General features: G+C 66.4%; 23 protein-coding genes. 7 read left to right on the forward strand and 16 right to left on the reverse strand.

The genetic code is table 11. The features are described 5' to 3' along the window. Window positions 1-108 precede the first annotated feature (108 nt). The gene (locus G7Y82_RS01005) at window positions 109-534 is read left to right on the forward strand and encodes an MAPEG family protein (protein WP_168146135.1); all 426 of its coding nucleotides are present in this window, start codon (window positions 109-111) and stop codon (window positions 532-534) included. A 267-nt stretch (window positions 535-801) separates the two neighbouring features. After that, window positions 802-1,773 (forward strand): alpha/beta hydrolase, encoded by a 972-nt coding sequence (locus G7Y82_RS01010; protein ID WP_168146136.1) that lies wholly within the window; start codon window positions 802-804, stop codon window positions 1,771-1,773. A gap of 384 nt (window positions 1,774-2,157) precedes the next feature. Here the strand turns inward: G7Y82_RS01010 and G7Y82_RS01015 are convergent, their stop codons facing one another. From G7Y82_RS01015 to G7Y82_RS01025, 3 genes are all read right to left on the reverse strand, one after another. Beyond that, window positions 2,158-4,629, reverse strand: coding sequence for a S9 family peptidase (locus G7Y82_RS01015; protein WP_168146137.1), 2,472 nt, complete (start codon window positions 4,627-4,629; stop codon window positions 2,158-2,160). Window positions 4,630-4,694: 65 nt separating this feature from the next. Next, window positions 4,695-5,369 carry a hypothetical protein gene (locus G7Y82_RS01020; protein ID WP_168146138.1) on the reverse strand — a complete coding sequence of 225 codons (675 nt, stop codon included), beginning with the start codon at window positions 5,367-5,369 and terminating at the stop codon, window positions 4,695-4,697. A gap of 239 nt (window positions 5,370-5,608) precedes the next feature. Beyond that, complete coding sequence (locus G7Y82_RS01025; protein ID WP_168146139.1) at window positions 5,609-6,523, reverse strand: SDR family oxidoreductase; 915 nt, start codon at window positions 6,521-6,523, stop codon at window positions 5,609-5,611. A gap of 205 nt (window positions 6,524-6,728) precedes the next feature. On the opposite strand from G7Y82_RS01025, the gene G7Y82_RS01030 reads away from it, so the two are divergent. Next, the gene (locus G7Y82_RS01030) at window positions 6,729-7,208 is read left to right on the forward strand and encodes a helix-turn-helix domain-containing protein (protein WP_168146140.1); all 480 of its coding nucleotides are present in this window, start codon (window positions 6,729-6,731) and stop codon (window positions 7,206-7,208) included. 9 nt (window positions 7,209-7,217) lie between these two features. Further along, window positions 7,218-7,625 carry a VOC family protein gene (locus G7Y82_RS01035; RefSeq protein ID WP_168146141.1) on the forward strand — a complete coding sequence of 136 codons (408 nt, stop codon included), beginning with the start codon at window positions 7,218-7,220 and terminating at the stop codon, window positions 7,623-7,625. 93 nt (window positions 7,626-7,718) lie between these two features. Here G7Y82_RS01035 and G7Y82_RS01040 read toward each other — a convergent pair whose 3' ends face one another. Both G7Y82_RS01040 and G7Y82_RS01045 read right to left on the reverse strand, forming a co-directional pair. Continuing rightward, window positions 7,719-9,428, reverse strand: a complete 1,710-nt coding sequence (locus G7Y82_RS01040; protein ID WP_168146142.1) for a M20/M25/M40 family metallo-hydrolase — start codon at window positions 9,426-9,428, stop codon at window positions 7,719-7,721. A 224-nt stretch (window positions 9,429-9,652) separates the two neighbouring features. Beyond that, entirely contained in the window at window positions 9,653-11,359 is a 1,707-nt protein-coding gene (locus G7Y82_RS01045; RefSeq protein WP_168146143.1) for a M28 family peptidase, read from the reverse strand. Window positions 11,360-11,523: 164 nt separating this feature from the next. Here G7Y82_RS01045 and G7Y82_RS01050 point away from each other — a divergent pair, with 164 nt between their 5' ends. Further along, window positions 11,524-11,970: an ester cyclase gene (locus G7Y82_RS01050; protein WP_206370190.1), complete on the forward strand. Its 447-nt coding sequence runs from the start codon at window positions 11,524-11,526 to the stop codon at window positions 11,968-11,970. A 1-nt stretch (window position 11,971) separates the two neighbouring features. Here G7Y82_RS01050 and G7Y82_RS21635 read toward each other — a convergent pair whose 3' ends face one another. The 3 genes from G7Y82_RS21635 to G7Y82_RS01065 form a co-directional block, all read right to left on the reverse strand. Continuing rightward, window positions 11,972-12,595 carry an acyltransferase gene (locus G7Y82_RS21635; protein ID WP_168146144.1) on the reverse strand — a complete coding sequence of 208 codons (624 nt, stop codon included), beginning with the start codon at window positions 12,593-12,595 and terminating at the stop codon, window positions 11,972-11,974. Between the two features lie 120 nt (window positions 12,596-12,715). After that, window positions 12,716-13,006, reverse strand: coding sequence for a transposase (locus G7Y82_RS01060; protein WP_168146145.1), 291 nt, complete (start codon window positions 13,004-13,006; stop codon window positions 12,716-12,718). A 16-nt stretch (window positions 13,007-13,022) separates the two neighbouring features. Continuing rightward, entirely contained in the window at window positions 13,023-13,817 is a 795-nt protein-coding gene (locus tag G7Y82_RS01065) for a MipA/OmpV family protein (protein ID WP_168146146.1), read from the reverse strand. Between the two features lie 108 nt (window positions 13,818-13,925). Here G7Y82_RS01065 and G7Y82_RS01070 point away from each other — a divergent pair, with 108 nt between their 5' ends. Then, on the forward strand, window positions 13,926-14,591 hold the full coding sequence (locus G7Y82_RS01070) for a response regulator transcription factor (protein ID WP_168146147.1): 666 nt from the start codon (window positions 13,926-13,928) through the stop codon (window positions 14,589-14,591). Further along, window positions 14,591-15,982, forward strand: coding sequence for an ATP-binding protein (locus tag G7Y82_RS01075; protein ID WP_168146148.1), 1,392 nt, complete (start codon window positions 14,591-14,593; stop codon window positions 15,980-15,982). The genes G7Y82_RS01070 and G7Y82_RS01075 overlap by 1 nt, the downstream gene beginning before the upstream one ends. A 14-nt stretch (window positions 15,983-15,996) precedes the next feature. Here G7Y82_RS01075 and G7Y82_RS01080 read toward each other — a convergent pair whose 3' ends face one another. The 8 genes from G7Y82_RS01080 to rtcR form a co-directional block, all read right to left on the reverse strand. Beyond that, window positions 15,997-17,166 carry a GGDEF domain-containing protein gene (locus tag G7Y82_RS01080; protein ID WP_168146149.1) on the reverse strand — a complete coding sequence of 390 codons (1,170 nt, stop codon included), beginning with the start codon at window positions 17,164-17,166 and terminating at the stop codon, window positions 15,997-15,999. Between the two features lie 183 nt (window positions 17,167-17,349). Beyond that, complete coding sequence (locus G7Y82_RS01085; protein WP_168146150.1) at window positions 17,350-18,474, reverse strand: alpha/beta fold hydrolase; 1,125 nt, start codon at window positions 18,472-18,474, stop codon at window positions 17,350-17,352. 22 nt (window positions 18,475-18,496) lie between these two features. Then, a complete protein-coding gene (locus G7Y82_RS01090; protein ID WP_168146151.1) occupies window positions 18,497-19,672 on the reverse strand; it encodes a thiolase C-terminal domain-containing protein in 1,176 nt (391 codons plus the stop codon). Window positions 19,673-19,686: 14 nt separating this feature from the next. Next, on the reverse strand, window positions 19,687-20,124 hold the full coding sequence (locus tag G7Y82_RS01095) for a Zn-ribbon domain-containing OB-fold protein (RefSeq protein ID WP_168146152.1): 438 nt from the start codon (window positions 20,122-20,124) through the stop codon (window positions 19,687-19,689). Between the two features lie 159 nt (window positions 20,125-20,283). Next, window positions 20,284-21,774 (reverse strand): ShlB/FhaC/HecB family hemolysin secretion/activation protein, encoded by a 1,491-nt coding sequence (locus G7Y82_RS01100; RefSeq protein ID WP_168146153.1) that lies wholly within the window; start codon window positions 21,772-21,774, stop codon window positions 20,284-20,286. 136 nt (window positions 21,775-21,910) lie between these two features. After that, on the reverse strand, window positions 21,911-22,663 hold the full coding sequence (locus tag G7Y82_RS01105) for a hypothetical protein (RefSeq protein WP_168146154.1): 753 nt from the start codon (window positions 22,661-22,663) through the stop codon (window positions 21,911-21,913). Window positions 22,664-22,774: 111 nt separating this feature from the next. Next, window positions 22,775-23,605 carry an NAD-dependent protein deacetylase gene (locus tag G7Y82_RS01110; RefSeq protein ID WP_168146551.1) on the reverse strand — a complete coding sequence of 277 codons (831 nt, stop codon included), beginning with the start codon at window positions 23,603-23,605 and terminating at the stop codon, window positions 22,775-22,777. A 30-nt stretch (window positions 23,606-23,635) separates the two neighbouring features. After that, on the reverse strand, window positions 23,636-25,234 hold the full coding sequence (gene rtcR, locus G7Y82_RS01115) for an RNA repair transcriptional activator RtcR (protein ID WP_168146155.1): 1,599 nt from the start codon (window positions 25,232-25,234) through the stop codon (window positions 23,636-23,638). Window positions 25,235-25,361: the final 127 nt, after the last annotated feature.

The raw sequence follows: 25,361 nt of genomic DNA on the forward strand, positions 1-25,361 counted from the left end.
GTCAGTGTCGACTGCAGCACTCGCGCGGCACAGGCCGGCCGGGGAATAATGCGGCTGGGGAAACGGGCCGGTTCACGGCGCCCGTCGGGATCTTGCGAGGGGGACGCAATGCATCAAACCGCGATCTTTTATCCGGTGCTGGCGCTGGTGATGTGGACGATGCTGGTGCTGTTGTTGATGCCGTACCGGCGCTTCAAGGCGGCGTTTTCAGGCACGGTAACGCCAGCGGATTTTCGCTACGGGGAATCCGCCAAGGTGCCGCCGGAGGTGAGCCTGCCGAACCGCGCGTACATGAATCTGCTGGAAGCGCCGATGTTGTTCTACGTGGTCTGCGTGGTGCTGTTCGAGCTGAAGGCGGTGAGCCCGCTGGCCTTGAAGCTGGCGTGGGCTTATGTGGTGCTCCGCGTGCTGCACAGCCTGATCCATCTGATCTACAACAACGTCTTCCATCGGCTCACGGCATTTGCTGCGAGCAGCGGCGTGTTGGTGGCACTGTGGGTTTGCGCGCTGATGGGCTTGCAGCAGGCGGGGTAAGCGTCGACTGCTGGGGGCGGAAGCGCGGCTCGCGCGGCGGGATGAATCCCGCCCTGCGGCTGTGGTACGGCGGAATTGATTCCGCCTTGCGAGCTGTGACGAAGCCTGCGCGACAGGCGGGATGAATCCCGCCCAACGGAACGGTGGGTCTGCGCGGGGGTCGGGCCGCTGCGTTCGGCGTGACGGAATGGCGGTCCGCGGGGCTTTTGTATCGTGGCGGCTTGGGGGGATGATGTGGGTTCGCCCCCCATCACGCTCATCGCCCTCATGCGCCACCTGATCTTCACCGCCCTGCTGCTGGCCCTCGCCTGCGGCAACGCGGCTCATGCCGCCGTCTGGCAACCGTCCGCCGGCCACACGCAGATTCCGATCTGGCCGGGCAAGGTGCCGGACGCGGTGACGGACCCGGAGCCGGAAACGGTCGTGGTGGGTTCGGAGTGGACGAAGATCACGAACGTCAGCGTGCCGACGATGACGGTGTATGCGCCGAAGGCTCACAACACCGGCGCGGCGGTGGTGGTGTTTCCGGGCGGCGGTTATCAGATTCTGGCCATCGACATCGAAGGCACGGAAATCTGCGACTGGCTGACCTCGCGCGGCATCACCTGCGTGCTGCTCAAGTATCGCGTGCCGAATTCGGGGCCGACGTGGGTCAAAGACCACCGCTACTACCCCGAGGTGCAGACGGCCTTGCAGGACGCGCAGCGCACGATGGGGCTGGTGCGCCAGCATGCGGCGCAGTGGCACATTGATCCGCACAAGATCGGCGTCATTGGCTTTTCCGCCGGCGGTCATCTGGTGGCGGCGGTCAGCACGCACTTCGACCAGCGGACGTACCCGGCGGTGGACGCGGCGGATCAGTTGAGCAGCCGCCCGGATTTTGCGATTGCGATCTACCCCGGCCACCTGTGGGCGCACGAGGACGAGCCGCGCGCGACGCGCGACGAGACCGATCTGAAACTGCGCGCCGACATCCACGTCACCGCGCAGACGCCGCCGACCTTTCTGTTGCAGGCCGAGGACGATCACGTCGATGGCGTCGAGCAGTCGTTGGCGTATTACGTGGCGCTGCAAAAGGCCGGCGTGCCGACGGAAATGCATCTGTACGCGCAGGGCGGCCACGCCTTCGGCCTGCGGCCGAGCAAGCTGCCGATCAGCCACTGGCCGGCACTGGTCGACCAGTGGCTGCAGACCATTGGCATGACGGGTGACACGGCGGCCGCGCCGGGAGCGCGGTAGTCAAAGTGGGGCAGAATTTATTTCGCCTTCCGCATACCGGAAGAAGCCCCGAACGGCGGAATAAATCCCGCCCTACGTTCGAGAGGACTGCCGTGTTTTGTAGGCACGGCGCGAGCCGCGACCTGGGTGGGTTTGGCTGCGCGGGGTGTCGCGGCTTGCGCCGCTCCTACAGGGGCTTTGGTAGGGGTTGATGTGGCCTGGGGGTGCGGCAGGCGGGGCGAATCCCGCCCTACGTTCGCGAGGACCGCTGGTGTTTTGTAGGAGCGGCGCGAGCCGCGACCTGGGTGGGTTTGGTTGCGCGGGGTGTCGCGGCTTGCGCCGCTCTTACGGGGGCTTTGGTGGGTGCGACAGGGCGGGATGAATCCCGCCCTGCTCGCGGCGAGCTTATGGCGCCTTGGCTACCGGCACGCCGGTGCTGTAGCGGTCCTTGACGTAGCGCGTCATCAGCTCGTGCACACGGCGGTATTCGTCGTACCAGTCGTCGGCGTGTTCGAACGCGTGACGGTCCATCGGGTACAGCGACAGCCAGAAGTTGTCCTTGTGCAGTTCGATGAAGCGCTGATAGAGGCGGATCGAGTCGCTGGCCATGACGTTGTCGTCGATCAGGCCGTGGCAGATCAGCAGCGGGTCTTGCAACTGGTCGGCGTATTCGATCGGCGACGAGATCCGGTAGGCCTCGGGGTCGATCTGCGGATCGTTGAGGATGTCGGAGGTGTAGTCGTCGTTGTAGCTGGTCCAGTCCGACGGCGGGCGCAGGGCGGCACCGGCGGCGAACTCGCCCGGCGCGCGCAGCAGCGCGATTTCGGTCATGAAGCCACCGTAGCTGCCGCCGTAGATACCGACGCGGTTGGGATCGACGTTCTGGTTCTTGACCAGCCAGGCCTTGCCGTCGAGCAGGTCTTCGAGCTCCGGATGGCCCATCTGCCGGTAGATGGCGGTGCGCCAGTCGCGGCCGTAGCCGGCCGACGCACGGTAGTCCATGTCCATCACCACATAGCCTTCCTGCGCCAGCATGTTGTTGAACATCTGCTCGCGGAAGTAGTAGCTCCAACTATTGGTGACGTCCTGCAGATAGCCGGCGCCGTGCACGAAGAACACCGCCGGGTGCGGCTGGCTCGGCTCATCGTCGGCGGACTTGTAGACCTTGGCGTAGATCACGCCGGCGCCGTGGCTGGACGGCACCTGGACGATCTGCGGCGGGATCCACTGCATGGCCTTGTACTGCGCGGTGCGGGTGTCGGTCAGTTCCTGGGCGCCGCTGCCGTCGACGTTGATCACCGCGAGCTGCGGCGGCACGTAGGCGGACGAGTGCACGACGGCGAGCTTGCCGCCGTCCGGCGACAGCACGTACGAGGCGCCGCCTTCGGCGTTGTTCAAGCCCTGGTAGCGGGTGACGCGCTGCAGGTCACCACCGGCGACGGGCACGCGGTAGACGTCGTAGTCGGCCGGCGACTGCTGATTGGTCAGCATGTAGAACCAGTCGCCCTGCGGCGACGGCGTGACCTCGCTGACCTCGAAGTGGCCGGAGGTGAGCTGCTGCGCGCGGCCGCCCAGCGTCTGCGTGTAAAGCTGCGAATAGCCGCTGGCCTCGCTCAGGTACCACAGCGTGTGGCTGTGCGGCACGAAGCCGAAATCGTTGAAGCTCCAGTTGATCCAGGCCGGATCGTGCAGATGGTTCTGCGTGACCAGCTTGTGGTCCTTCAGGTCGACGGAGGCGATCCAGCGATCCTTGTGGTCGTTGGCGCTGAGCTGGATGGCGACGGCCTGACCGTCGTCGCTCCAGGCCATCGGCTGCCGGACGAAACCGGTCAGCGAGACGCCGCGAATCTTCGGCGCATCGAGCGCCTTAGCTTCGTCGTCGTGGCCGTCCTTGCGCAGCACCTTCTGGGTCTGCTTGCGCAGTTTGGCCAGCGGATCGCTGTCGATGCCGGGCAGCTTGTCGAGCGACAGCTCGTACTTCTCGTGGCTGGCCAGATCGAGCAGCCAGACGGTCTGCGGCGCGGGCGGGTTGCGGCCGACGTAGGTGCGCGCGTCCTCCGGCTCGGGATAACCGGAGTCAGTGACGTAATGATTGACCGCCGGCTGCTTGGCCTTGTCCTTGTCGCTGACCGCCGGCTGCGTCACCGCCAGCATCCATTGCCCGGACGGCGACAGCGAGGTGCCGACGATCTCCACGTCCTTGCCCAGCCAGAACGGACGCGGCGCGCGCGTATCGTCGGCCTGATCCAGCGCCAGGTCGTTCTGCCGCTCGGCGTCGTGCTCGGCCTTGTCGTGGCGCAGGCTCTTGAACAGGTGCAGCTGCAGGCGGCCGAGCGCGTCGGGCTTGTCGTCGTCCGGGTCGTCCTTGGCGTTGACGATCGCCACCGGCACGGCGGCGCCGCCGCCCAGGCGATAGCTGAACCACTGTTGGTCGTCGCGGTATTGCACGGCCGAGCCGTCGGCGCTCCACTGCAGGTCGCTTTCATTCTGCGGCGTGCGCGTCACCTGGATCGCCGGACCGCCGGCAAGGTCGCGCACGAACACGTCGCCGTGGCGCAGCCAGGCCACGTGTCGATGCGCAGCATCGAACACCGGCGGACCACCGGCGCTGGCGCGTTGATCGTCACTGAGCTTGACGCTGTCGCCGCCGACCGCGGCGACGCGGTAGAGGTCGTGAATCTCGCTGCCGTCGCGCTTGAGTTCGTAGTAGATGGACTGGCTGTCCGCACTCCAGTACGGCGCCTCGACCGGCTGACCGATCCAGTCCGGATTGGCCATGATCTGTTCCATCGTCAGCGGCTGCGGTGCGGACTGGGCGGCGGCAAAGGCGGGTGCGGCCACCAGCGCGACGGCGGCAGCAAGTGCGATACGACGCATGAGGTTCCCCATAGCGGAAAACGGGCAGCATAACGCCGCGCGGCGGTATCGGCAGCGCCAATCCCTCACTTGACGTATCGCGCAGCTTCCGGCGTCAGGAAGAGCGGGCTGTGCAACTGCATCGGGTCGGGCGTTTCGTCTTCTGTATCCGTCGGCAGAGAACTGTCCTTACGACGCGCGATCTCCAGCTCGGTGGCGCGCCGGTCCTCCACGGCGAACACAGCGCCGAAGTACATCGGCAGGCCCAGCAGGTTTCTGCCATGCAGGCCGTGCGCCGTGTAATTGCCGAGATAAGTGACTTCGTGAGGCCGAATCGTGAACGGTATCGAGATCGGCTTGGGCGAAAAGTATTTCGTCTGCCCCGGTCCCTCGACTTTCACGATTTCAAAGTTGTAGATCTCGTACTGCCCCGGCGGTAGTTGCCGAACCACGACATAGCAGCTCTCGGTCTCGGTCCCGTAATCAGGATCGTCGCCGAGCATCATGAATTTCGGGATGTACGCGAATTGACCATGCGGCTCGTCCGCTGTGGTCACACTCGCATTGGAGGAGAGAACGTGAAAGAGCAACGAATAGCTGTTGTAACTCGTCTTGGACGTATTTCCGATACCCAGAACCACTACTCCGGCATCGGCGCTCTGGTAATCCGGCCGGATAAATCCCTTGTCGACGCACCCGACGAGAAGGAATAACGCCGCCAGCACAGCACCAAACAGTGCCCGAGCACACACCCGTCCCATGACCACCCCCGATATCGATCCGCTGCGGAGGCTAGCAGTTCTGCTTGAGGGGCATCATGCGACCGTCATGGCTTCGGCTTCGTCGGGCGGAACTCATTCCGCCTGTCGCGAAAGGCGGGATGAATCCCGCCCTACAGGCCATTCAGCTCGTATCACGTGGAGTTGATTCCGCCGTCCGCGACCGGCGGGGTAAACCCCGCGCTACCGTCGCAGAGCAGGGTTGATCTCGCCGGGTGCAACTACGGATACGCCGGTTTGCTCGCGGCGGCGGCGTAGTCCATGTGCTTGAGGTCTTCGATCATGGTCGGGCCTGTGGGCGTCCAGCCCAGGGTCTTGCGCGTCCAGTCGCTGGTCGCGGCCAGATCCATGCCGGCGAAGCCGGCGAACCAGCCGTAATGCTCCATCGCCTGTTCGGCGGAGATGGAGATCACCGGAACCTGCAGGCCGGCGCCGACGACCTGCGCGATATCGCGGATCGCGATGCCTTCCTCGCCCACTGCGTGATAGCGGGCGCCGGCTTCGTTGCGCTCCAGCGCCAGCCGATACAGATGCGCCACGTCCAGCACGTGCCCCGCCGGCCAGCGGTTCCGCCCTTCGCCGATGTAGGCGCAGACGCGCTTTTCGCTGGCGACCTGCACGAGGATGGACACGAAGCCCTGCTTCACGGTGTCGTGAACCTGCGGCAGGCGCACGACGGAAACCGACACGCCGGCGTCCAGCAGTTCCTGCGCCGCTTCTTCCGACGCCTTGCGCGGATTGGGGTGCGCAAAGTTGGCGATATCCTCGCGCGCCGGCTCGCCGTTGCCCGGATCGCCCAGGCCGGTGCCGGAGGTGATCAGCAGCGGTCGCCTAGAACCGGCCAAAGCGGCGCCCATCGCGCGAATGACCTGACGGTCCTTTTCACAGTTGGCGGCGAAGTTGGCGAAGTTGTGATCGAAGGCGGTATGGATCACGCCGTCGGCCTGCGCGGCGCCGGCCGCGACGCTGGCCGGATCTTCGAGCGTGCCGCGATGGACCTCGGCACCAGCCTTGAGAAGCGCCGCGGCGCCCGCGTCCGAGCGCGTCATGCCGAGCACCTGATGGCCCGCGCCGAGCAGCTCCTGGACGACGCGCGAGCCGATGAAGCCGGTGGCGCCGGTGACGAAAATGCGCATGCGATGTCTCCGATAAGTGAGACCGATACGATGGCGCCTTCGCGGCACGGCTTACAGCCGAGACGTTATCCCGGTATAGCGACTAACAGGCTGGGCATACTGCGTGCTGGGGCTCGAAGACGGTACGCGTTCGAGCCAAGCTTGAGGAGCAGACCGACGCGATCCGCGTTCGCGAATCGATAGAGTTGATCATGAGTCCGACGACATGACGAAGCGCATCTCAGCGCAGGAGCCCGAGCTTTTGCGTCGACTGCTGCGCGCGAAGGATCGCATGGATGCGGCCTCATACGAGGACTGGCCGGTCTCACGTCTGGCACAGATCAGCCACGTCTCCGCGGCGCACTTCGCGCGGTCGTTCCACGAGGCTTTCGGTGTCCCGCCGCATCGCTATCTGCTGACACGACGGATAGAACGTGCCAAGACGTTATTGCGCGACACGGACCTGCCGATCACCACGATCGCCTTTCAAACCGGCTGGCGCAGCCTGGGTACGTTCGGACGGATCTTTCGCGAGATCACCGGCGATACGCCGAGCGCCGTTCGCCTACGCGAGCGAGAAGCGGCCAGCGGGCTCGGCCACGTGCCGCTGTGCATCCTGAGCGCCGCACATCGCCCCGATCTGAGGATCGCAGTTTTGGAGAAGCGACGACGTCGCACGACCGATACAAAGAGCGCCCCAACCTAAGGAGTTCTCATGAGCCAGGGAGTTCAGGTCAGTGGTTTGTATGTGCGCGATCAGGATGAAGCGCTTTCGTTCTACGTCGACAAGCTCGGTTTTCGCGTGCACACGGATGTGCGCAACGGCGATTTTCGCTGGTTGACCGTCCAGCATCCGGAGCAGCCGTCGTTCCAGCTCGGCTTGTTCAGGCCAGGGCCGCCGATGCTCGATGCGGACACCGCAAAAGCCCTGTCGGCAATGGTCGCCAAAGGCGCGATGCCGCCGCTGGTGTTGGGGGTCGACAATTGCCGCGCGGCCTATGAGCGCATGCGCGGTCTCGGTGTCGAATTCACGCAGGAACCGGTGGAGCGCTACGGCAGCGTCGACGCCGGCTTCCGCGATCCGTCAGGCAATGGCTGGAAGCTGATCGAAGAGCGACGCTGAGCGGCTTACGCCGTCACGACCAGCGGCGCGGAAGGCGGGATGAATCCCGCCCTACCGTCGGGCGGGGTTCACCCCGTCTTCCGCGCGACGCAATTACGGCTGGCGCTGATCCGCCGTTGCCTCGCGTGTCTTCTTGAACGCGACGCCGGCATTCCACGTCGGCCATTCGCGCGAGTTCGCGAGCTGTTGGCCGATGGCGTAGAACACGTCGATGTCCTGCGCGGCGCCGCGCAGATCCCAGTCCGGCGTCATCGCGTCGCAGGTCTGGTGGTAGCACTTCATGTAGCCGTCCAGCCACTTCTGTCCGTCCGCCTTGCCGCCGCTCACGAGGTCCGGCGCGCCGCCCAGGCCCATGATCAGCAGCGACGGCACACCGCGCATCGCCAGCGACAGATGGTCGGCGCGATAGAACAGGCCTTGTTCGACATAGGTTTCCGGCTCGACCGTGCGGTTCTGTGCGGCGGCGGCCTGCTGCATCAGCGCGTCGAGCGACGAGTTGCCCATGCCGACTTCGACCAGGTTCTTCGCCGGACCGGCGGTCTGCATGATGTCGATGTTGAGATCGGCGACGGTCTTGGCGATCGGGTAGATCGGATGCGTGGCGTAGTACTCGGAACCGAGCAGGCCGCTTTCCTCGGCGGTCCACAGCGCGAACACCACGCTGCGGTCCGGCTGCCGGTGCGTCTGCGTGAACAGCCGCGCCAGTTCGAGCACGGCGGCGGTGCCGAGACCATCGTCGTTGGCGCCGGGGCGCAGCGTGCGGCCCTGGGCGTCCGGCGTGCCGCGGCCGAGCGTGTCCCAGTGCGCGCCGTAGATGACGGTTTCGTCGGGGTGCGTCTTGCCCGGCAGCCTGGCCAGCACGTTCTGGCTCTGCACGGTGCTGGACGTCACCGGCAGATCGGCGCTGAGGCTCAGGCCCTTGAGCACGACCGGATGGAAGGCCGTGGAGCGCGCTTCGACGCGCAGGTGGTCGAGGTCCAGGCCGGCGGCCTTGAACAGCGCATTGGCTTCGTCGTGCTGCAGCCAGCCTTCGACCGGCAGGCCTTCTTCGCCCGGCGCGCGGACGATGTCCGAGCTTTTGCCCTGATGCGCGGACGCCACATTCCAGCCGTAGCCGGCGGCTTTGGGGTCGTGAATGATCAGCGCGGCCGCCGCGCCACGGCGCGCCGCTTCGGCGAACTTGTAGGTCCAGCGGCCGTAGTAGGTCATGCGCTTGCCGCCGAATTTGCCGACCGCGTCGTCGCCGGGCTGCGCCGCGTAGTCGGGATCGTTGACGAGCAGGATCACCACCTTGCCGTGCAGGTCGACACCCTTGAAGTCGTCCCAGCCGATGTCCGGCGCGTCGACGCCGTAGCCGACGAACACCAGCGGCGCGTGGTCGATCTTGATCCTGGGATCGGGGCGGCCGGTGGTCAGCGCGACGGTCTGGCCTTCGGTCAGCGGCAGCGTGGCGCCGGCAGCGGTGGAGACGAACATCGTGCCCTTGCCGATCTGCGTGTTGAGCAGCGGCACCTGCTGCGTGTACTGGCCGTTGGCACCGCCCGGCTGCAGACCCATGGCCTTGAACTGCTGGATCAGGTAGTCGACCGTCACCTTCTCGCCGTCGGTGCCGGGGAAGCGGCCTTCGAAGGCCTCGGACGACAGGGTCTTCACCGTGTCCATCATGCGCTGCGGATCGGCCTTGGCGGCTGCGGCGGTCGGCGCGGTCGGCGCCGGCGCGGCGGCGTGTTGGGCCGGATGCGAACAGCCGGCGGCGAGAATCAGCAGCGGCAGTGCGCCGGAGACGGCGAGCTTCTTGATCATGTTTTCCCTGTCTGCGTGACGTCCGTGCGCAGCGCACGACGGCGAGCGGCATCCGCGCCGCGGATGCTCGACACTAGCCAAGCGTCGTTGACATCCACACCCCGCATCGTTGCGGTGTGCGCAGCATGGGCGACAAAGCGCCGCTGCCAGCACGCGGAAGGCGGGGTGAACCCCGCCCTACTGCAGGCCTGGATTCATCCCGCCGTGCTCCGCGAAACCCGCGACTACTGACGCTGGTCCGCCGTCGCTTCGCGCGTCTTCTTGAACGCGACGCCGTCGTTCCAGGTCGGCCACTCGCGCGAGTTCGCGAGCTTCTTGCCGATGTCGTAGAACACGTCGACGTCCTGCGCGGCGCCGCGCAGATCCCAGTCCTTGCTCCAGGTGTCGCAGGTCTGGTGGTAGCACTTCATGTACGCGTCCAGCCACTTCTGACCGGCCTGCTTGCCGCCGTCGACGAGGTCCGGCGCGCCGCCCAGCGCCATCAGCAGCAGCGACGGTACGCCCTGCTTGGCCAGCGAGAAGTGGTCGGCGCGATAGAACAGACCGCGCTCGACGAAGGTTTCCGGCTCGACGGTGCGGCCCTGCGCTTCGGCGGCCTGCTTCATGTAGCCGTCGAGCGACGAATTGCCCATGCCGACTTCGACGACGTTCTTCGCCGGGCCGGCGGTCTGCAGGATGTCCATCGTCATGTCGGCGACGGTCTTGGCAATCGGGTAGACCGGATGCGTGGCGTAGTACTCGGAACCGAGCAGGCCGCGTTCCTCGGCGGTCCAGATCGCGAAGACCACGGTGCGATCCGGCTGCGGCGCGGCCTTGAACAGGCGCGCCAGCTCGAGCACGCCGGCATCGCCGAGGCCGTCGTCGTTGGCACCGGCGCGGATCGTGCGGCCCTGCGCGTCCGCGGCGCCGACGCCATAGGCATCCCAGTGCGCGCCGTAGAGGATGGTTTCGTCGGGGTGGGTCTTGCCCGGCAGCTTGGCGATGACGTTCTGGCTCTGCACGGTCGTCGACGTCACCGGCAGGTCGGCGGTCAGCGTCATGCCCTTGAGCGCCACCGGCTGGAATTTGGCGGACCGCGCTTCGACGCGCAGCTTGTCGAGGTCCAGACCAGCGGCCTTGAACAGCGCATCCGACTGCTCGTGGCTGAGCCAGCCCTGCAGCGGAATGCCCTCGTCGCCCTTGGCGCGGACGATGTCGGAATTGGCGCCCTGATTGGCGGCGACGGTCTGCCACGGATAACCGGCGGCATCGGTGTCATGCACGATCAGCGCGGCCACCGCGCCGCGGCGCGCGGCCTCGGCGAACTTGTAGGTCCAGCGGCCGTAGTAGGTCATGCGCTTGCCGCCGAACTTGCCGTCCGCGTCGTCGCTCGGCTGCGCCTTGAAGTCCGGGTCGTTGACCAGATAGACAGCGACCTTGCCGTGCAGGTCGACGTTCTTGTAGTCGTTCCAGCCGACGTCCGGCGCGTCGACGCCGTAGCCGACGAACACCATCGGCGCGTTCTTGATGTCGATGTGACTGTCCGGGCGCACGGTGGTGACGCTGACGTTGTCGCCCTGCGTCAACGTGATCGGCTTGGCGCCCCGGTCGTCGATGACCAGCGTGCCCTTGCCGATCTGCGTGTTGATCAGCGGCACTTTCTGCGTGTACTGGCCGTCCGGACCGCCCGGCTCCAGCCCCATGGCCTTGAAGCGCTGAACCAGATAGTCGACCGTCTTGGTCTCGCCCGGCGTGCCCGGCGCGCGGCCTTCGAACGGGTCGGACGCGAGCGTCTTGACCGTGTCCGACATCTGCTGCGGGTCAGCCTGCGTCTTCACGTCGGCCTGGGTGTCCGCCGCTTTTGCCGCGGCGCCGTTGTCGGTCTTGTGCGAGCAGCCGGCGCTGAGCAGCAACAGCGACGCGGCACCGAGAGCAGTGAGGGTTCTGATCATGTTCTGGCCTGCCTGGGATCTGTCCGCGGCCCCGGCGCGAGGCGGGAGCCGGACGTGAATGAATGCGCCGTCGCGGGCCAGCCTGCCGGCGCCGCGCGGTGCGATGGCCGTTACTCTAACGGAGCGCGCCCGCGCATTCGAACCACCACGGCCGTCGCATCACGATGAACGGCCGGCTGCATGCCAACGAAAACATGAACAAACAGGCGATTCTGCGCGACTTCATCGAAACGGTCTGGAATCAAGGAAAGATCGACGCCATCCCCGACTTCATCGCCGCGCAGTACCACATCGAACACGACCCCGGCGATCCCTGGGACGGCCAGCGGCTCGACGTCGCCGGTTTCCAGAACCGCGTGGCGCAATCGCGCGCGCCGGTGCCCGACCAGTGCTTCGACATTCAGGCGCTTTTCGACAGCGACGACAGCGTCTGCATGACCTGGCTGTGGCACGGCACGCACCTCGGCGAGATCGCCGGCATCCCGCCGTCCGGCAAGACCCTGCGCATGTCCGGCGCCACCGTCTACCGCTTCGACGGCCAGCGCATCAGCGGCCACTGGCAGGTCGCCGACCGCCTTGGCGTGTTCCAGCAGCTGCAGGCGAATCGCTGAATCAGGCGGCGAAGCTTTCGCGTGCCACCCACGCACCGTTGGTGCGATCCGGCAGCACGCGGGGCGCAGGGCCGCTGTCCTGGATGCGACGGACCACGCGAGCGGGGTTGCCGGCGACGACGCTCATCGCCGGCACCGAGCGCGTGACGACGCTGCCGGCGGCGACGACGCTGCCGTAGCCGATGCGGACGCCGCGCAGGACGATGGCCTGAGCGCCGATCCAGACGTCGTCCTCGATCTGCACCGGGCGCGGCGTCGGCCGCTCGTGCCGGCGTGACGGCTCCAGGCGGTGCAGATCGCTGTCGAGAATCATGGCGCGATAACCGATGCGGCAGCGTCGGCCGATGCTGATGCGCTTGCTGGCGTTGATGATGACGCCGTGGTTGATCATGCTCGATTCGCCCAGCGTCACTTCGCCGCCCTTGTGGACGTGAATCTCACTGACGCCACTGCCGTGGTGAAAGCAGACCCGCGGCTCGATCTGCAGCACGCCCGGCCCGCGGAACCAGACATTGCCGTAGAGCCGCACACCGGCGCCGACGCGGGCGTGTCGCAAATACAGCTTGGCTCTGAGGATGGCCAGCACCTCGACGGTGACGCGGGCCGCGTGCCTGAGCTTGTTCATGGCGCTTCTCCTGAAGCTGAGGACAAATCCCTGTCCGGTCCCGGAGATCGATTGTGTCGGCAACGCGGCGACGCGCGCACCGGCCATTGGTCGGGCATCGTGCCGATCGCCGGCGCGGATTCAGGACTTTGGTCGCAACTGGCGGTGCAGCACGGCCTTGTCGACCGCCAGTTGCGCGATCAATCGGGTACAGCGCGCCAACGATTGCTGCAACTGGCGGTTCTGGACCTCGAGCTGCCGAAGACGATGCACGCCTTGCGTATCCAGGCCGGCGAATTTTCGACGCCAGGCGCGCAGTGTCGATCTGGAGATGCTCATCTCCCAGCAGACTTCCTTGTCCGGCCGGCCCAGCAGCAGCCGTCCCATCGCGCTCGCGATCTTTTCGTTCGTGTACCGTGCCTTCGTGTTCATCAGCCGTTCCCCGCCACTAGAAACTGTGCGCGATGCCCAGAATCACCTGCGCATAGCCGTGGGTATTGGCATCGAGCAACGGGCTGTCCTGTACATCACCCGGCAACGCCCGATATTCGACGCTGGCAATCAGATTCCAGTTGGACCAGAAGCGGGTTCTGGCGGTGATGCCGATATGCGGCACCAGCGCCGCGCCCGGCCGATATTGCGGAACGCCACGCGCCACTTCCTTGTCGAGCGTGCCGTAGTAGTAGTTGGCGGTTTGCTTCGACAGCGCCGTCACGCCGAGTTCGGGCTCGATTACCCAACGACCGATCGGCAACGGGTACTCATAACTGAGATCGCTTTCGTAGCCGTCGCTGGTACCGGTGATGTCGGCCTTGAAACTCAGTTTCAGGCGACCGAGGTCGGTCAACCACGTGACGGCGGCACCGGCGTCGGCGCTGTCGCGCCGCTTCGACAGCAGCGCGCGATCGATGCCGTGCGCGGCCAGTTCGTCGACGCCGAAATCCTTGGGGTCGACACCGTCGAGCCGCGCCGAGACAAAGCCGTCGACACGAAAGTGCGCGCGCTTGAGCAGGTGATAGCCGAGCGACGTCCCACGCAGATAGACATGCTGGCCCTCGTAGTTGAGCAGCGGAATGACGCGATAGTGATCGCTCTCGCCGGCATAGATGCCGGTGCGTACCGAGCCGCCGACTCCGAGTCCCCATTGCGCGCCGGGACTATCCTGCGACTGTGCGAAGACCGTTGCGGGCAGCAACGCGGTAGACAGCGTGACGCCGACGGCGGCAGCGGGAAACAGGCGCATGGACAGTCCATCGTTTCGGGGGATCACCGCACTCTAGGAACGTGCTTTTAAGACGGTTTTAATGACGTCTCGATAACGTGACCGCATGCACATGAACGGTGGCCAGTGGTGAGCCGGATTCTGCTGATCGAAGACGATCCGATGCTGGGCGACGCCCTCAGCACGGCGCTGACCCAGGACGGCTGGGACATCACGCGCGCCGACGACGCCGACAGCGGTCGCCTGCAACTGCTGGCCGGCGGCTACGCGGCGGTCTTGCTTGATCTCGGCCTGCCGCGCGGCTCCGGGCTGGACCTGCTGCGCGAGATGCGCCGTGCGTCCGATGCGACGCCCGTGCTGATCGTGACCGCGCGCGACCGACTGAGCGATCGCATCCGCGGCCTCGACTTCGGCGCCGACGACTACATCACCAAGCCGTTCGAGGTCGACGAGCTGTGCGCGCGCCTGCGTGCCGCGGTGCGCCGCGGCCAGGGCCGCGTGACGCCGACATTGTCGTTTCTCGACGTGGTACTGGAACCCGATACACGCGCCGTGACGCGGGCGGGCCGTCCGGTGCGGCTCAGCCTGCACGAGTTCCGCACGCTGTTGGCGCTGATGGAACGTCAGGGCCGCATCGTCACGCGAGAAACGCTGGAATCCTGCGTCTACGACGGCGACAGCGCCGTCGAGAGCAACACCATCGCCGTCTACATCCACGCGTTGCGGCGCAAACTCGGCGAGCGCTTCGTCACCACCGTGCACGGCTTCGGCTACCGCGTCGGCGGCGACGAGTGATGACGTTTCCGCCGTCGCTGCGCGCCAAGCTGATCGCGCTGCTGATCAGCACGTTGGTGGTCGGCTGGCTGATCTGGTTCGGCTGGCAGTATCACGAGATGGCCGACCAGCGCAGTGGCGAATGGGATCAATCGCTGCGCGCCACGGCGCAATACATCCTCAAGTCGATGCCGAGCGACGTCGACAGTGTGCTGTCGACGTCGCGGCTGCGCCTGCCGGACGATGCCGGCAAGCCGCCGGTCGGCCGCCCGGCGGTGCACATCGTGTTCCAGGTATGGAGTCTGCCGCGCAACGAGATCTTGATCGCCTCGCCGACGGCGCCGCGGACGCCGCTGGCGGCCGGGTTGAGCCGGGACGGCGCCAGCGACAGCGTGATCGACGGCGAACCGTGGCGCGTCTATTCGGTGACCGACGCCGAAGGCCGCGTCGAGGTGCAAGTCGGCGCGCGCGTCTTGCAACTGCGTGAGGATCTGACCGATGGGGTGCGGCGCAGCCTGACGGCGGCCGCGCTGTTTCTGGTGGGCCTGTCGCTCGCCATCTGGTGGGGCGTCAGCTGGGCACTGCGCCCGATGCACCGCCTCAGCGGCGAGCTGGCGCGCCGTGACGCGCTGAACCTGACGCCGCTGCCGCTGACCGGCGTGCCGCGCGAGGTCCGGCCGTTCGTGGCGTCGTTCAATCAGCTGCTCGCGCGGCTGCAGCAGGCCGTCGACAACGAACGTCAGTTCAACGCCGACGTCGCGCATGAGCTGCGCACGCCGTTGGCGGCGCTGCTGACGCAGGTGCGCGTGGCGAGAACCACGACGCCGCAAGGTCCGATGCAGACGTCGCTGGAAAACATGACGCACGGCATGGAACGCCTGTCGCGCCTCGTGCAGCAGCTGCTCGACTCCGCGCGCGTCAGTGCGTCGCGCGACAGCCCCGAGTATCGGCAGATCGATCTGGCCGACATCGCGGCGATGGTGCCGCATGAATTCGGCACCACAGCCGCGCGCCGTGGGCAGGTAATTGCGGTATCGGCCGAAGCCGGCGCGATCATCCTCGGCAGCCTCGACGATGTCGATATCCTGCTGCGCAATCTGATCGACAACGCGCTGCGTTACGGACGCGATGGCGGCCGGGTTGAGATCTCCTGCAGCGTTGTTCGCGACACCGTCGCGCTGCGTGTCGCCGACGACGGCCCCAGCGTGCCGGAGGCCGAGCGCGAGGACATCTTTCGCCGCTTCTATCGCGGCAGCGGCACGAAGCGCGCACACGGAAGCGGCATCGGCTTGTCGCTGGTGGCGCGCATCACCCAGTCGCATGGCGCGACGATCACGGTCGGACCGGGGTTGGGCGGCACCGGTCTCGGCATCTCCGTCACCTTCCCCGCCGCGGTCGAGATGCGGCTCTGAACGATACGCCGCGCTCAGGCGGCCGCGGCGCGGGTGATGCGATTGCGGCCTTCCGCTTTGCTTCGGTACAGCGCGGCATCGGCCTGCGCAATCAGTTCGTCGACGCCTCGCGAGCCGCCGCCGACGGCGAGGCCGACACTGGTCGTAATGGAGATCATCTGCGACTCGAAGCGTGCCGGGGTGGCCGCCAGCGTCGTCCGCAGGGTCTCGGCCAGCTGCATGGCGTCTTCGGCCGTCGCGCCCGGCAGCGCCAGCACGAATTCTTCGCCGCCATGCCGGCCGAGCAGATGCGGCCGGCCCTCGACGCCGGCACGCATGACGGCCGCGAAGTGGCGCAGCACCGCATCGCCGGCGAGATGGCCGTAGCTGTCGTTGACGTTCTTGAAGTGGTCGAGATCGAAGATCATCAGCGCAAACGGCCGGCGCTGTTCGCGACAACCGGCCAACGCCTGCTGGCACTCGCCGAGCATCGCCACCCGTGTCAGCAGACCGGTCAGGCCGTCGATGCGCGCCATGCGCCGCAGGTCGACCATCAGGCGTTCGACGATCAGCAACAGCAGCGCGAAGCACTGCACCAGCGACAGCAACACACTGATGGTGTGGCTGACGGCGAGCGGCATGCCCAACTGCAGCAGCTGCTGACCGGCCTCGTGCATCGGCAGCACCAGGCGCACGACGTAGTTCAATCCATCGAGCGCAAAGGCCGCGGCGGCGAAGCGACAGCTGAAACGCACGTCGGACGGGCCGTGGCGCAGCAGCGTCCCGACGATCCAGACGTCCCAGACGATGGCGGAAATGGCGTACAGCACGACGCGCGTACTGATGCTCGGCCAGAACACCGTAAAGACGAACAGGCCCAGCAACACCGCGGCCACCAGCAACAGCGGCATCCAGACCGGCCGCGGGCGGCCAACGTGAACGGCGACGCCCTGCAGCAGGAACAACATCGACAGCGTGAAACAACCATTGCCGATGAGGATGGCCGGCAGCTCCGGCAGGTGCCCGCGCAGCGAGAGGATGGCCGCGCCGGCCGGCACCAGCCACAGCGCGTACGACCACAGCCGCGCCACGTCGCGGCGGCGCAGCACCAGCAGAATCAACGAAAATCCCGCCGCGATGCACAGGCTCTGAACGAAGCCGATGAAGACGACAGTGAAGGTATCCAGGTACATCAACGAATCCATGTTCGCGGTACCGGCACGGACCGCGTGCGTGCCCTGAGCGCAAGGCCTCAGTCGCCGCGGCAAGCAGCATCGAGGCCGCGCTCAGGGTAACGGTCCGCGCCGGTGGTGGCGTTCAGGCGCTGCCGTACGGGCATTTCCGGACTACGAACGGCGGGCTTTCCTGAAATGACGGCTGAGCGCGCGCTAGCGCAGCACCGCACTCGCAGCCCACTGCGTCAGGCGCCGGAACAAAGTGCCACGCGTCGCGAACAGGAAGTGACTGTGGCCGGTTTCCGGCAACACCAGCAAGGTGATGTCCGACGCGCCGGTGAACGCGGTCGGCACTTGATGCACGGGGCCGACCATGTCGCGACCGCCGACGCCGAGGAACACCGGCACCGCGATCGACGCCGCTTCCGGCGCGACGTTGCCGGGCACCATCGACAGCGACGCCGGAATCGGCAGCAGGCAGTCGGTGGCGGCTTTCAATGCCGCGACGCCGCGCGGATCAGCGCGCGTGCTGCCGAACAGTTCGCGGTTGCCGGCGCGCGCGGCGTGAATGACCGGATAGGCCTGGCCGCCGTACATCGACTTGGCGACGTCGAGCAGCAAGGGCCGTGCGGCGAGCGGATCGGTGAGGCCCTGCAGTTGCGGCGGCAGGTACTCGGGCAGACCGCGTGTCGAGAAGCCGAGCAGCACGATGCCGGCATGCGGTGCGTGCGCGGCCTGCTGCAGGATCGTCATCATCGCGCCCATCGAATGACCGACGCCGATGCTGACCAGGCCCGGCAGGCCTCTGAGCTGCGGGTGCGCCGTGCCGTCGCGCAACCGCGCCATCAGCGTTTCGTGGACGTGGCGATTGATCGCCGTCAGCGTGTCCGGCGTGCATTGCCAGCCGTCGGTCGGGCGGCTGCTGTCGCCGAGGCCGAGATAGTCGACGGCGGCGACGACATAGCCGTGCGAGGCCATGGTCCGCGCGAAGCTGAATGAGGTGTCGGATTCGATGTGCGCGCTGTCCGCCGCGAGCGCAGAGGTCGCGGCTTGCGCCGCTCCTACAACTGCAGGCGCTCGGGTGACTTCACGTGTCGAATCCGCCGGGGCGTTCCTGTAGGAGCGGCGCAAGCCGCGACCCTCGTCGCCCGCCCCGCCGCTCTCGGCCGGCGGCATCAGATCGTAGTAGCGCCGATTCATGTTGCCGCCCGGCAAACACCACAGCAACGCACGCGGCGTGACGCCGGCCGGCGGCGCGAACAGGTCGACGGCGATCTGCAGCGCGCCCTCGCCGGCCAACGCCACGCCAGCATCGAAGCGCAGCGTGACGGGCGCCATCGGCTGCGGCGCGTTCAAGGCTTCAGGCCTTTTCGAGCACCGCGCCGGCCATGCCGGACGAGATCAGCACGTGCTCGACCGCCTTCTTCTTGATCTGGTTGTACGAGGTGCCGCGGATCTGCCGCACGCCCTCGATCATGCTGTTCATGCCGTGGATGTAGGCCTCGCCGGTGAGGCCGCCGTTGGTGTTGACCGGCAGCTCGCCGTCGAGCGCCATGCCGCCGCCCTTGACGAAATCCTTGCCTTCGCCCGGCTTGCAGAAGCCGAAGGCTTCGAGCTGCAACAACACATGCGGCGTGAACGCGTCGTACAGCGCCGCCATCTGCATGTCGGACGGCTTCAGGCCGGTCATCGCCCACAGGCGCTTGGCGACGCCCTTGGCTTCCGGCATTTCGGTCAGGTCTTCGTGGTAGTAGTTGGAGATCACTTCCACGTTGTACGGAATCGACTGCGTGGCGCCAACGATCTTCACCGGCGGCTGCTTGAGATCGCGCGCGCGTTCGAGGCTGGTGACGAGCACGGCGACGCCGCCATCGCTCTCCTGGCAGCAATCGAGCAGGCGCAGCCACGGCTCCTGGATCCACTTCGAGTTCTGGTGATCTTCGAGCGTGATCGGCTTTTGATAGAACCAGGCGTTGGGATTGTTCGCGGCATACGCGCGCTGCTGCACGCTGATGTAGCCGAGATCGCGATTGGTCACGCCGTACTGGTGCATGTAGCGCGCGGCCTGCAGCGCGCCCCAACTGGCCGGCGTCATCGCGCCATAGGGCACACACCACAGCAACGAGCCGGTGCCGTTGCCCGACTGGTACTGCATCTGCTGCTGTTGCGGATTCTGCCCGAAGCGGTACTGGCTGCGTTCGTTCATCGCGCGCCAGATCAGCACGTTGTTGCACAGGCCGGCATTGACCATGCCCATCGCCTGATAGATGGTCGCCGCCGCCGCGGCACCGCCGCCGGGAATGCGCGTGGTGTAGGCCAGGTCCTTGACGCCGAGACAGCGCGCGAGATTGACCTCGTCGCTGTTGTCGATCGTGAAGGTGATCATGCCGTCGATGTCGTGCGGGCTGATGCCGGCGTCGTCGCAGGCGGCCTTCGCGCATTCGGCGGCGAGCTGCAGCTCGCTGCGGCCGGAGGCCTTGGAGAATTCGGTCTGTCCGATGCCGGCGATCGCCGCATCCGTGAATTTGCGTGCCATTTGGAGTCTTCGTCTTATTTGCTGCGCGGGCGGAACACCGGGACCTTGTGGTCCTTCATCGTCGGCTCGAACGTCACTTCGACCGGCAGGTCCTGTTCCATCGCGTCGGGTGCGATGCCGACCACGTTCGACACCATGCGGATGCCTTCTTCGAGTTCGACGATGGCAACGATCGGCGCTTCCTTGAAGCCGAACGGCGGCGGATGGCGCGGAATCGTCCAGCCGCGGACCACGCCGCGCCCGGACAGCGGCACATGCTGACGCTTGAGACTGAAGCACTGCGGGCACATCGGCCGCGGCGGAAACACGAACAGACCGCAGTCGCCGCATTTCTCGCCGAGCAACTGCTCCTGGTCGGCACCGTCCCAGAAGAACTTGGCGTCGAGCGTGACGATCGGGGGAATACGCGTCGGCTTGTCGGCGGCCGGCGCGGCTTGCGGTTGGTCGGTCATGTCGCCTGCAGAGTCTGAAATGTCGCAGACGACGATAGCCGGCGGCCCCGGCCGCCAGCATGATTCAAACGGGTGACTCGACGTCCGCGGCCCGATGCCGCGACTTTTGCGCTGCGCGGACTTAGGCCGCCACAGCGACGCTATTCGCGTTCACAGGCCCTAGAGACGGGCCGTCAGCTTGAACAGCACGCTCGCGTCGCTGGCGTCGCGCACGTCGGACGGCACGTTGCGGTGCGCGATCGGCGCCGCAGCGGTGACACTGGCGGAGAACATGCGCCATGCCGCGCGCAGCTCGACACCGGCATCGCTGAGCATCGACGAGTGATTGACGCCATCGTCCAGACTTCGCGCGTAGCGCGACAGTCCGTATTCGGCGAACACCCGCGGCGTCAGCTGGACACCCAACGGCGACCAGCCGCCGTACTGCAGGTCGATGGCGCTATAGACGCCGTCGTCGCCAACCGCGACGCCCGGCCGGTATGCGGCGATGTTGTCGACGCCGCCCAGAACCCACTGGCTTTCGATCGGCAGCGTGCCGTCGGCGAGCTGCGCAGCGAGCAGCAAGCCGGTGTTCCAGCGATGGCCGAGTCCGAAGTTCAGGCTGATCGACGGCTGCCACGACAGATAGTCGAGCTTGGCGCCGGTGTCGGCATCCTTGCTGCGCAGGCCCTTACGGAAGGTGCTGCTGAGGTCGACATCCGCGGCGCCGAGCGGCGTGGTGTCGCTGTACGAGTAATGCGCCCCGATCTGCACGCTCGGATATTCCTCGCGCACGCCCAGATCGCCGAGATCGAATTCGCGATTGATGTAGTCGGCACGCACTTCGATCAGCAAACGGCTGCGCAGCGTTGCGGTCAGCGGATACAGCCACGACAGTTGGGCTTCGCGCAGCTGGCCGTCCTGTCCGGCGTCGTTTGCCGAGTAATCGAGCGCCTGCCCGGTCACACCCAGCACGCCGAACGGCGTGGCCCGACTCCAGGTCAGCGCCTCGCTGTTGTAGCGGTCGGTATCGCCGTCGTTGAGCCCGGTCAGCGCGGTCTGCCAGAACAGTTTGAACTGATCGCCAGCGAGATCGCTGTGGCGCAGGTCCAGATCAAAGAAGTGGCTACCGACGAAGCGGTTGCCGGGATTGCCGAAGTCGGCTTGCGCGCTGCTGCGCGCACCGTCTTCATGGTCCGGCGTGACGACATAGGCCACGCCGCCGTCGACCGGCTGCAACGCGCTGTGCGCGCTAAGGCCGGCGCGATCGGCGCGCACATTGGCCAGTGCGCGCTGCGGCTCGAAATCCTCGTCGTTCAACGCTTGGTTCAGCAGCGGTTTGAAGTACGGCACCATCGAGGCCGGCGCGGTGACACGCTTCAGACGCAGGGGCTCGGCCATCACATAAATATCGTCGCCGTCGACGGCATAACGCAGCTGTGTCGACAGCGCGCCGTCGGCGTGCCAGGCCCGCGTCAATGCCTGCATGGCCTCGCCGATGGTGCTGGCGCCGGCCGCCGCGCGACGCGCCGCTTTGGCGTCGATGCGCGAATCCTGTGGCAGATGGACGTGGAAGTTGCCGAGCGTGATGACGCTGGCGCCCGCATGCGCACGCACCTCATTCAGCGGTGCGAGCTGCGGCGACAACGGCGGCGGTAGATCAACGGCCACGGCGATCGCCCCAGACGCTGATGCGCGCGCGGTCGCGACGCTCCCGATCCCTGATCTGATTCATGACACTCCCATGCGTAAGCCGCGGCCCGATCGGACCGCGGCTTACGGTGCCACCGCAATGCTGGAGCGAAGCTTACTGACCGGCGCCGGTGCTGCCGTTCAGCGCGACGTCGGCCGACAGCGAGGCGTTGCCGAACGACGCATTCAGCGACGTGCTGGCAATGGTGTTGTCGCTGCTGTCGGACGACGAGCCGCCGCCGCTGGCGTCGACCGAGACCGATCCGTTGCTGCCGTCAGCGGCGACCGTCGTGCTCTGATCGCTGCTGACGCTGGTATCGGTGCTGGAGTCGCCATCGGTCAGGCTGGTGTCGCTGTCGTCATTCGAGGCGGTGACGGTCTCGATGGCGTCCTGGCGGTTGGCGCGCGCATCTTCGCGGGTCGCCTTGTTGTCGTCACGAATCGACTGGCGATTGTCGACGCTGGCCTGATGCGTGTCCTGCAGAGTCTGCTGAGTCGCCGCCGCATTGTCCTTGGCCAGCTGCGCGCGATCCTGCGCATACGTCTGCGCGGCGTCACGCATATCGCTGCTGTTGTCGGCACTCTTCAGCGCCGCGACGTAGTCTTGCCGCATCTGCTGCGTGGCGCTGCGGTTGGCCATCGCCGTGTCCTGAATCTCGCTCAGGTTGCTCTGTGCCGTGTCTTTACGGCTCTGGCGATTTTCCTGAATCTGCTCGCGGCGGGCTTGCATGTTGTCCTGCCGTGCCTGCTGCAATGCCGCCCGATCGCTGCTCAGCTTGCTCAACAGCGTGCCGTCGGCGGCGTTGGCGACGGACAGGCCCGCGGCAAAGAGGCTCGCGGCAAGAGCGGTACGCGTCAATGTTTTCATTGTGAGGACTCCTTTCCTGAAAAAAGAAAGCAGGCGTCCTGCCTGCAGGAAAAGAGTCTGCTCAGCGAGCCTGAATCCCCGCTCAACCACGCGCGTTTGTACAGACGGCAGTCAGGCTGCGACGCGTGGCGGCTGCGATTCAAGCAAAAAAGACAGGGCCTCAGCCACCGGCAGCGCACATTTGAGGCTCAACAGATCATCGGCGCGCGTGCGACCGAGATTGACGGCGGCCATCGGCTTGCCGGCCTGCGCCGCGGCATTGGCGAAGCGAAAGCCCGACCACACCATCAGCGACGAACCGACGATCAACATCGCGTCGGCCTCGCGCAGCGCCGCGAACGCGGCGTCGACGCGCTCGCGCGGCACGCTTTCGCCGAAGAACACCACGTCGGGCTTGAGCATGCCGCCGCAGGCCGGGCACGGCGGCACGACGAACGAAGCGAAGTCGTCGTGTTCGAGATCGGCGTCGCCGTCCGGCGCCATTTGCGCGTCGAGCGCCGCCCAGGCCGGATTGGCGTCGAGCAGCACGCGCTGGAACTCCTCGCGCGCATAGCGGCGTTCGCAGTCGAGACAGCGCACCAGATCGAGCCGACCGTGCAGATCGATGACGCGTTCGCTGCCGGCCGCCTGATGCAGGCGGTCGACGTTCTGCGTCAGCAGCAGCTCGACGCGTCCGGCGCGCTCGAGCGCCGCCAGCGCCTGATGCGCGTCGTTGGGCCGTGCCAGACCGAAGCCGCGCCAGCCGACCAGGCTGCGCGCCCAATAGCGGCGGCGCGTCGCGTCGCTACCGGTAAAGGCCTGATAGGTGACCGGCTGCGGCCGCTTCCACGCGCCCTCGCCATCCCGGTAATCCGGGATGCCGGAATCGGTGCTGACGCCGGCACCGGTCAGCACGAACAAACGCGGATGCGCGTCAGATGAAGGCCCGCAGGGCTGCGATATCCGTCATGGCGCCAGTATCGCCGATGTGGATCACGAAACGGTGACGTCGCTCCAGCTCAGACCGAAGCGCGCCAGATATTTGCGCAAACGGTCCGAATCATTGGTCGAGCGACGCGTCTGCCGCGACGCCGCGAACAGCGTGCGCCCGGCCTCGGACAGATTGCGGCTGCGCCGGCAGACGGCGACGACATCGCCGAGCTGTGCGCGATCGAAGCGATCCAGTTCGGCGACGCGCTCGCCGAGCAAGGCCTCGAAGTCGACGTCCGCCGCCATCGCCGGCGCATCGGCCGAGCGCCAGAGCCGACGCAGGCGCGCGATCTCCGCGTCGACGCCATCGACCTGGATGCGGCCGGCCACGGCCAGGGTCGCCATGCGCGAGACCGACGCACCGAGATCGCGGAAATTGCCCGGCCACTGCGCGTCCGCCGACATCGCGAAGCGCAGGTAGCGCTCGCGCGCCTCGACATTGAAGCGCACGCGTTGATGCGTGCTGCGTTCGTAGCGCTCCAGTTCGTAGTCGAGATTGGGCTCGATGTCCTCGCGACGCGCCGCGAGGCCCGGCAGCTCGAAGGTCCACAGATTGAGGCGTGCGTACAGATCGTCGCGAAAACCGCCGCTGGCGATTTCGCGGCCCAGATCGCGGTTGGTGCCGGCGATCAGCTGGAAGTCGCTGCACACTTCGCGGTCGCTGCCGACCGGCAGGAAGCGCTTGTCCTCGATCGCGCGCAGCAGCATCGCCTGTTCGTCGGCGCCCAGCTCGCCGATCTCGTCGAGAAACAGCACGCCGCGATCGGCGCTGCGCAGCAGACCGGCACGCTCGGATACCGCGCCGGTGAACGCGCCCTTGCGATGGCCGAACAGCGCACTCATTGCGCCGTCGCCGCGCAGCGTCGCACAGTTGATCTCGACGAACGCGCCGGACACCGTGCCGCGCTGACGCTTCAGCTCGTAGACGCGGCGCGCCAGCTGGCTCTTGCCGGCGCCGGTCGGCCCCATCAGCAGCATCGGCGCCGGCGAGCGGATCGCCACCGTTTCAATCTGCTCGATCATCGTGTTGAACGCGGCGTTGCGCGTGGCGATGCCGCTCTTGAGGAAAGAACGGTCTTCCTGCTGCTGCTGTTCGAAGCGCTGCGCGATGCGATCGTACTTCGACAAGTCGAGGTCGATGATCGAGTACGCGCCGGCCACGTCCTGCCGCGCGCGCGGCGGCGAGGTCTGCAGCAGCCGCCCCGGCAGGTGACGGCTCTCGGTCAGCAGGAACAGGCAGATCTGCGCGACATGCGTGCCGGTGGTGATGTGCGCGTAATAGTCCTCGTGCTCGGGGTCGAAGGACTGCCGCGCGCAGAAGTCGTGCAGCGCGCCGTACATCGATTCGAAATCCCAGGGGTTGGCGATATAGGTGTCGTGCAGGCACACCTCGGTTTCCGGCGACACCTGCGCCAGGTCGGCCGCGATCTGCTTCGCCAGCCGCGCGCCGCGACGCATGTCGATCAGCAACTCCATGCGGTGCACGACGAAGTCCTCATGCATGCCGAGCGCCACCGTCGGCCGCCAGCGCTCCCAGCGTTCGGCGCCGAAACGCGCATCGAGCTGCGTGCCGATGAAGCCGATGACGACGTTCTTTTTCATGACGATCTGATCATATCGTTTACGATAAAAATTTATCTATTTCCTTGACATTCAAATTTCCAAAATTTCGAAAATCATCAATAATTCATTTAAATTCATAGCCATAAAAGAATCACTCGCGATTGGC

This window comes from Solimonas marina, assembly GCF_012241385.1.
Classification (GTDB): Bacteria; Pseudomonadota; Gammaproteobacteria; order Nevskiales; family Nevskiaceae; genus Solimonas; species Solimonas marina.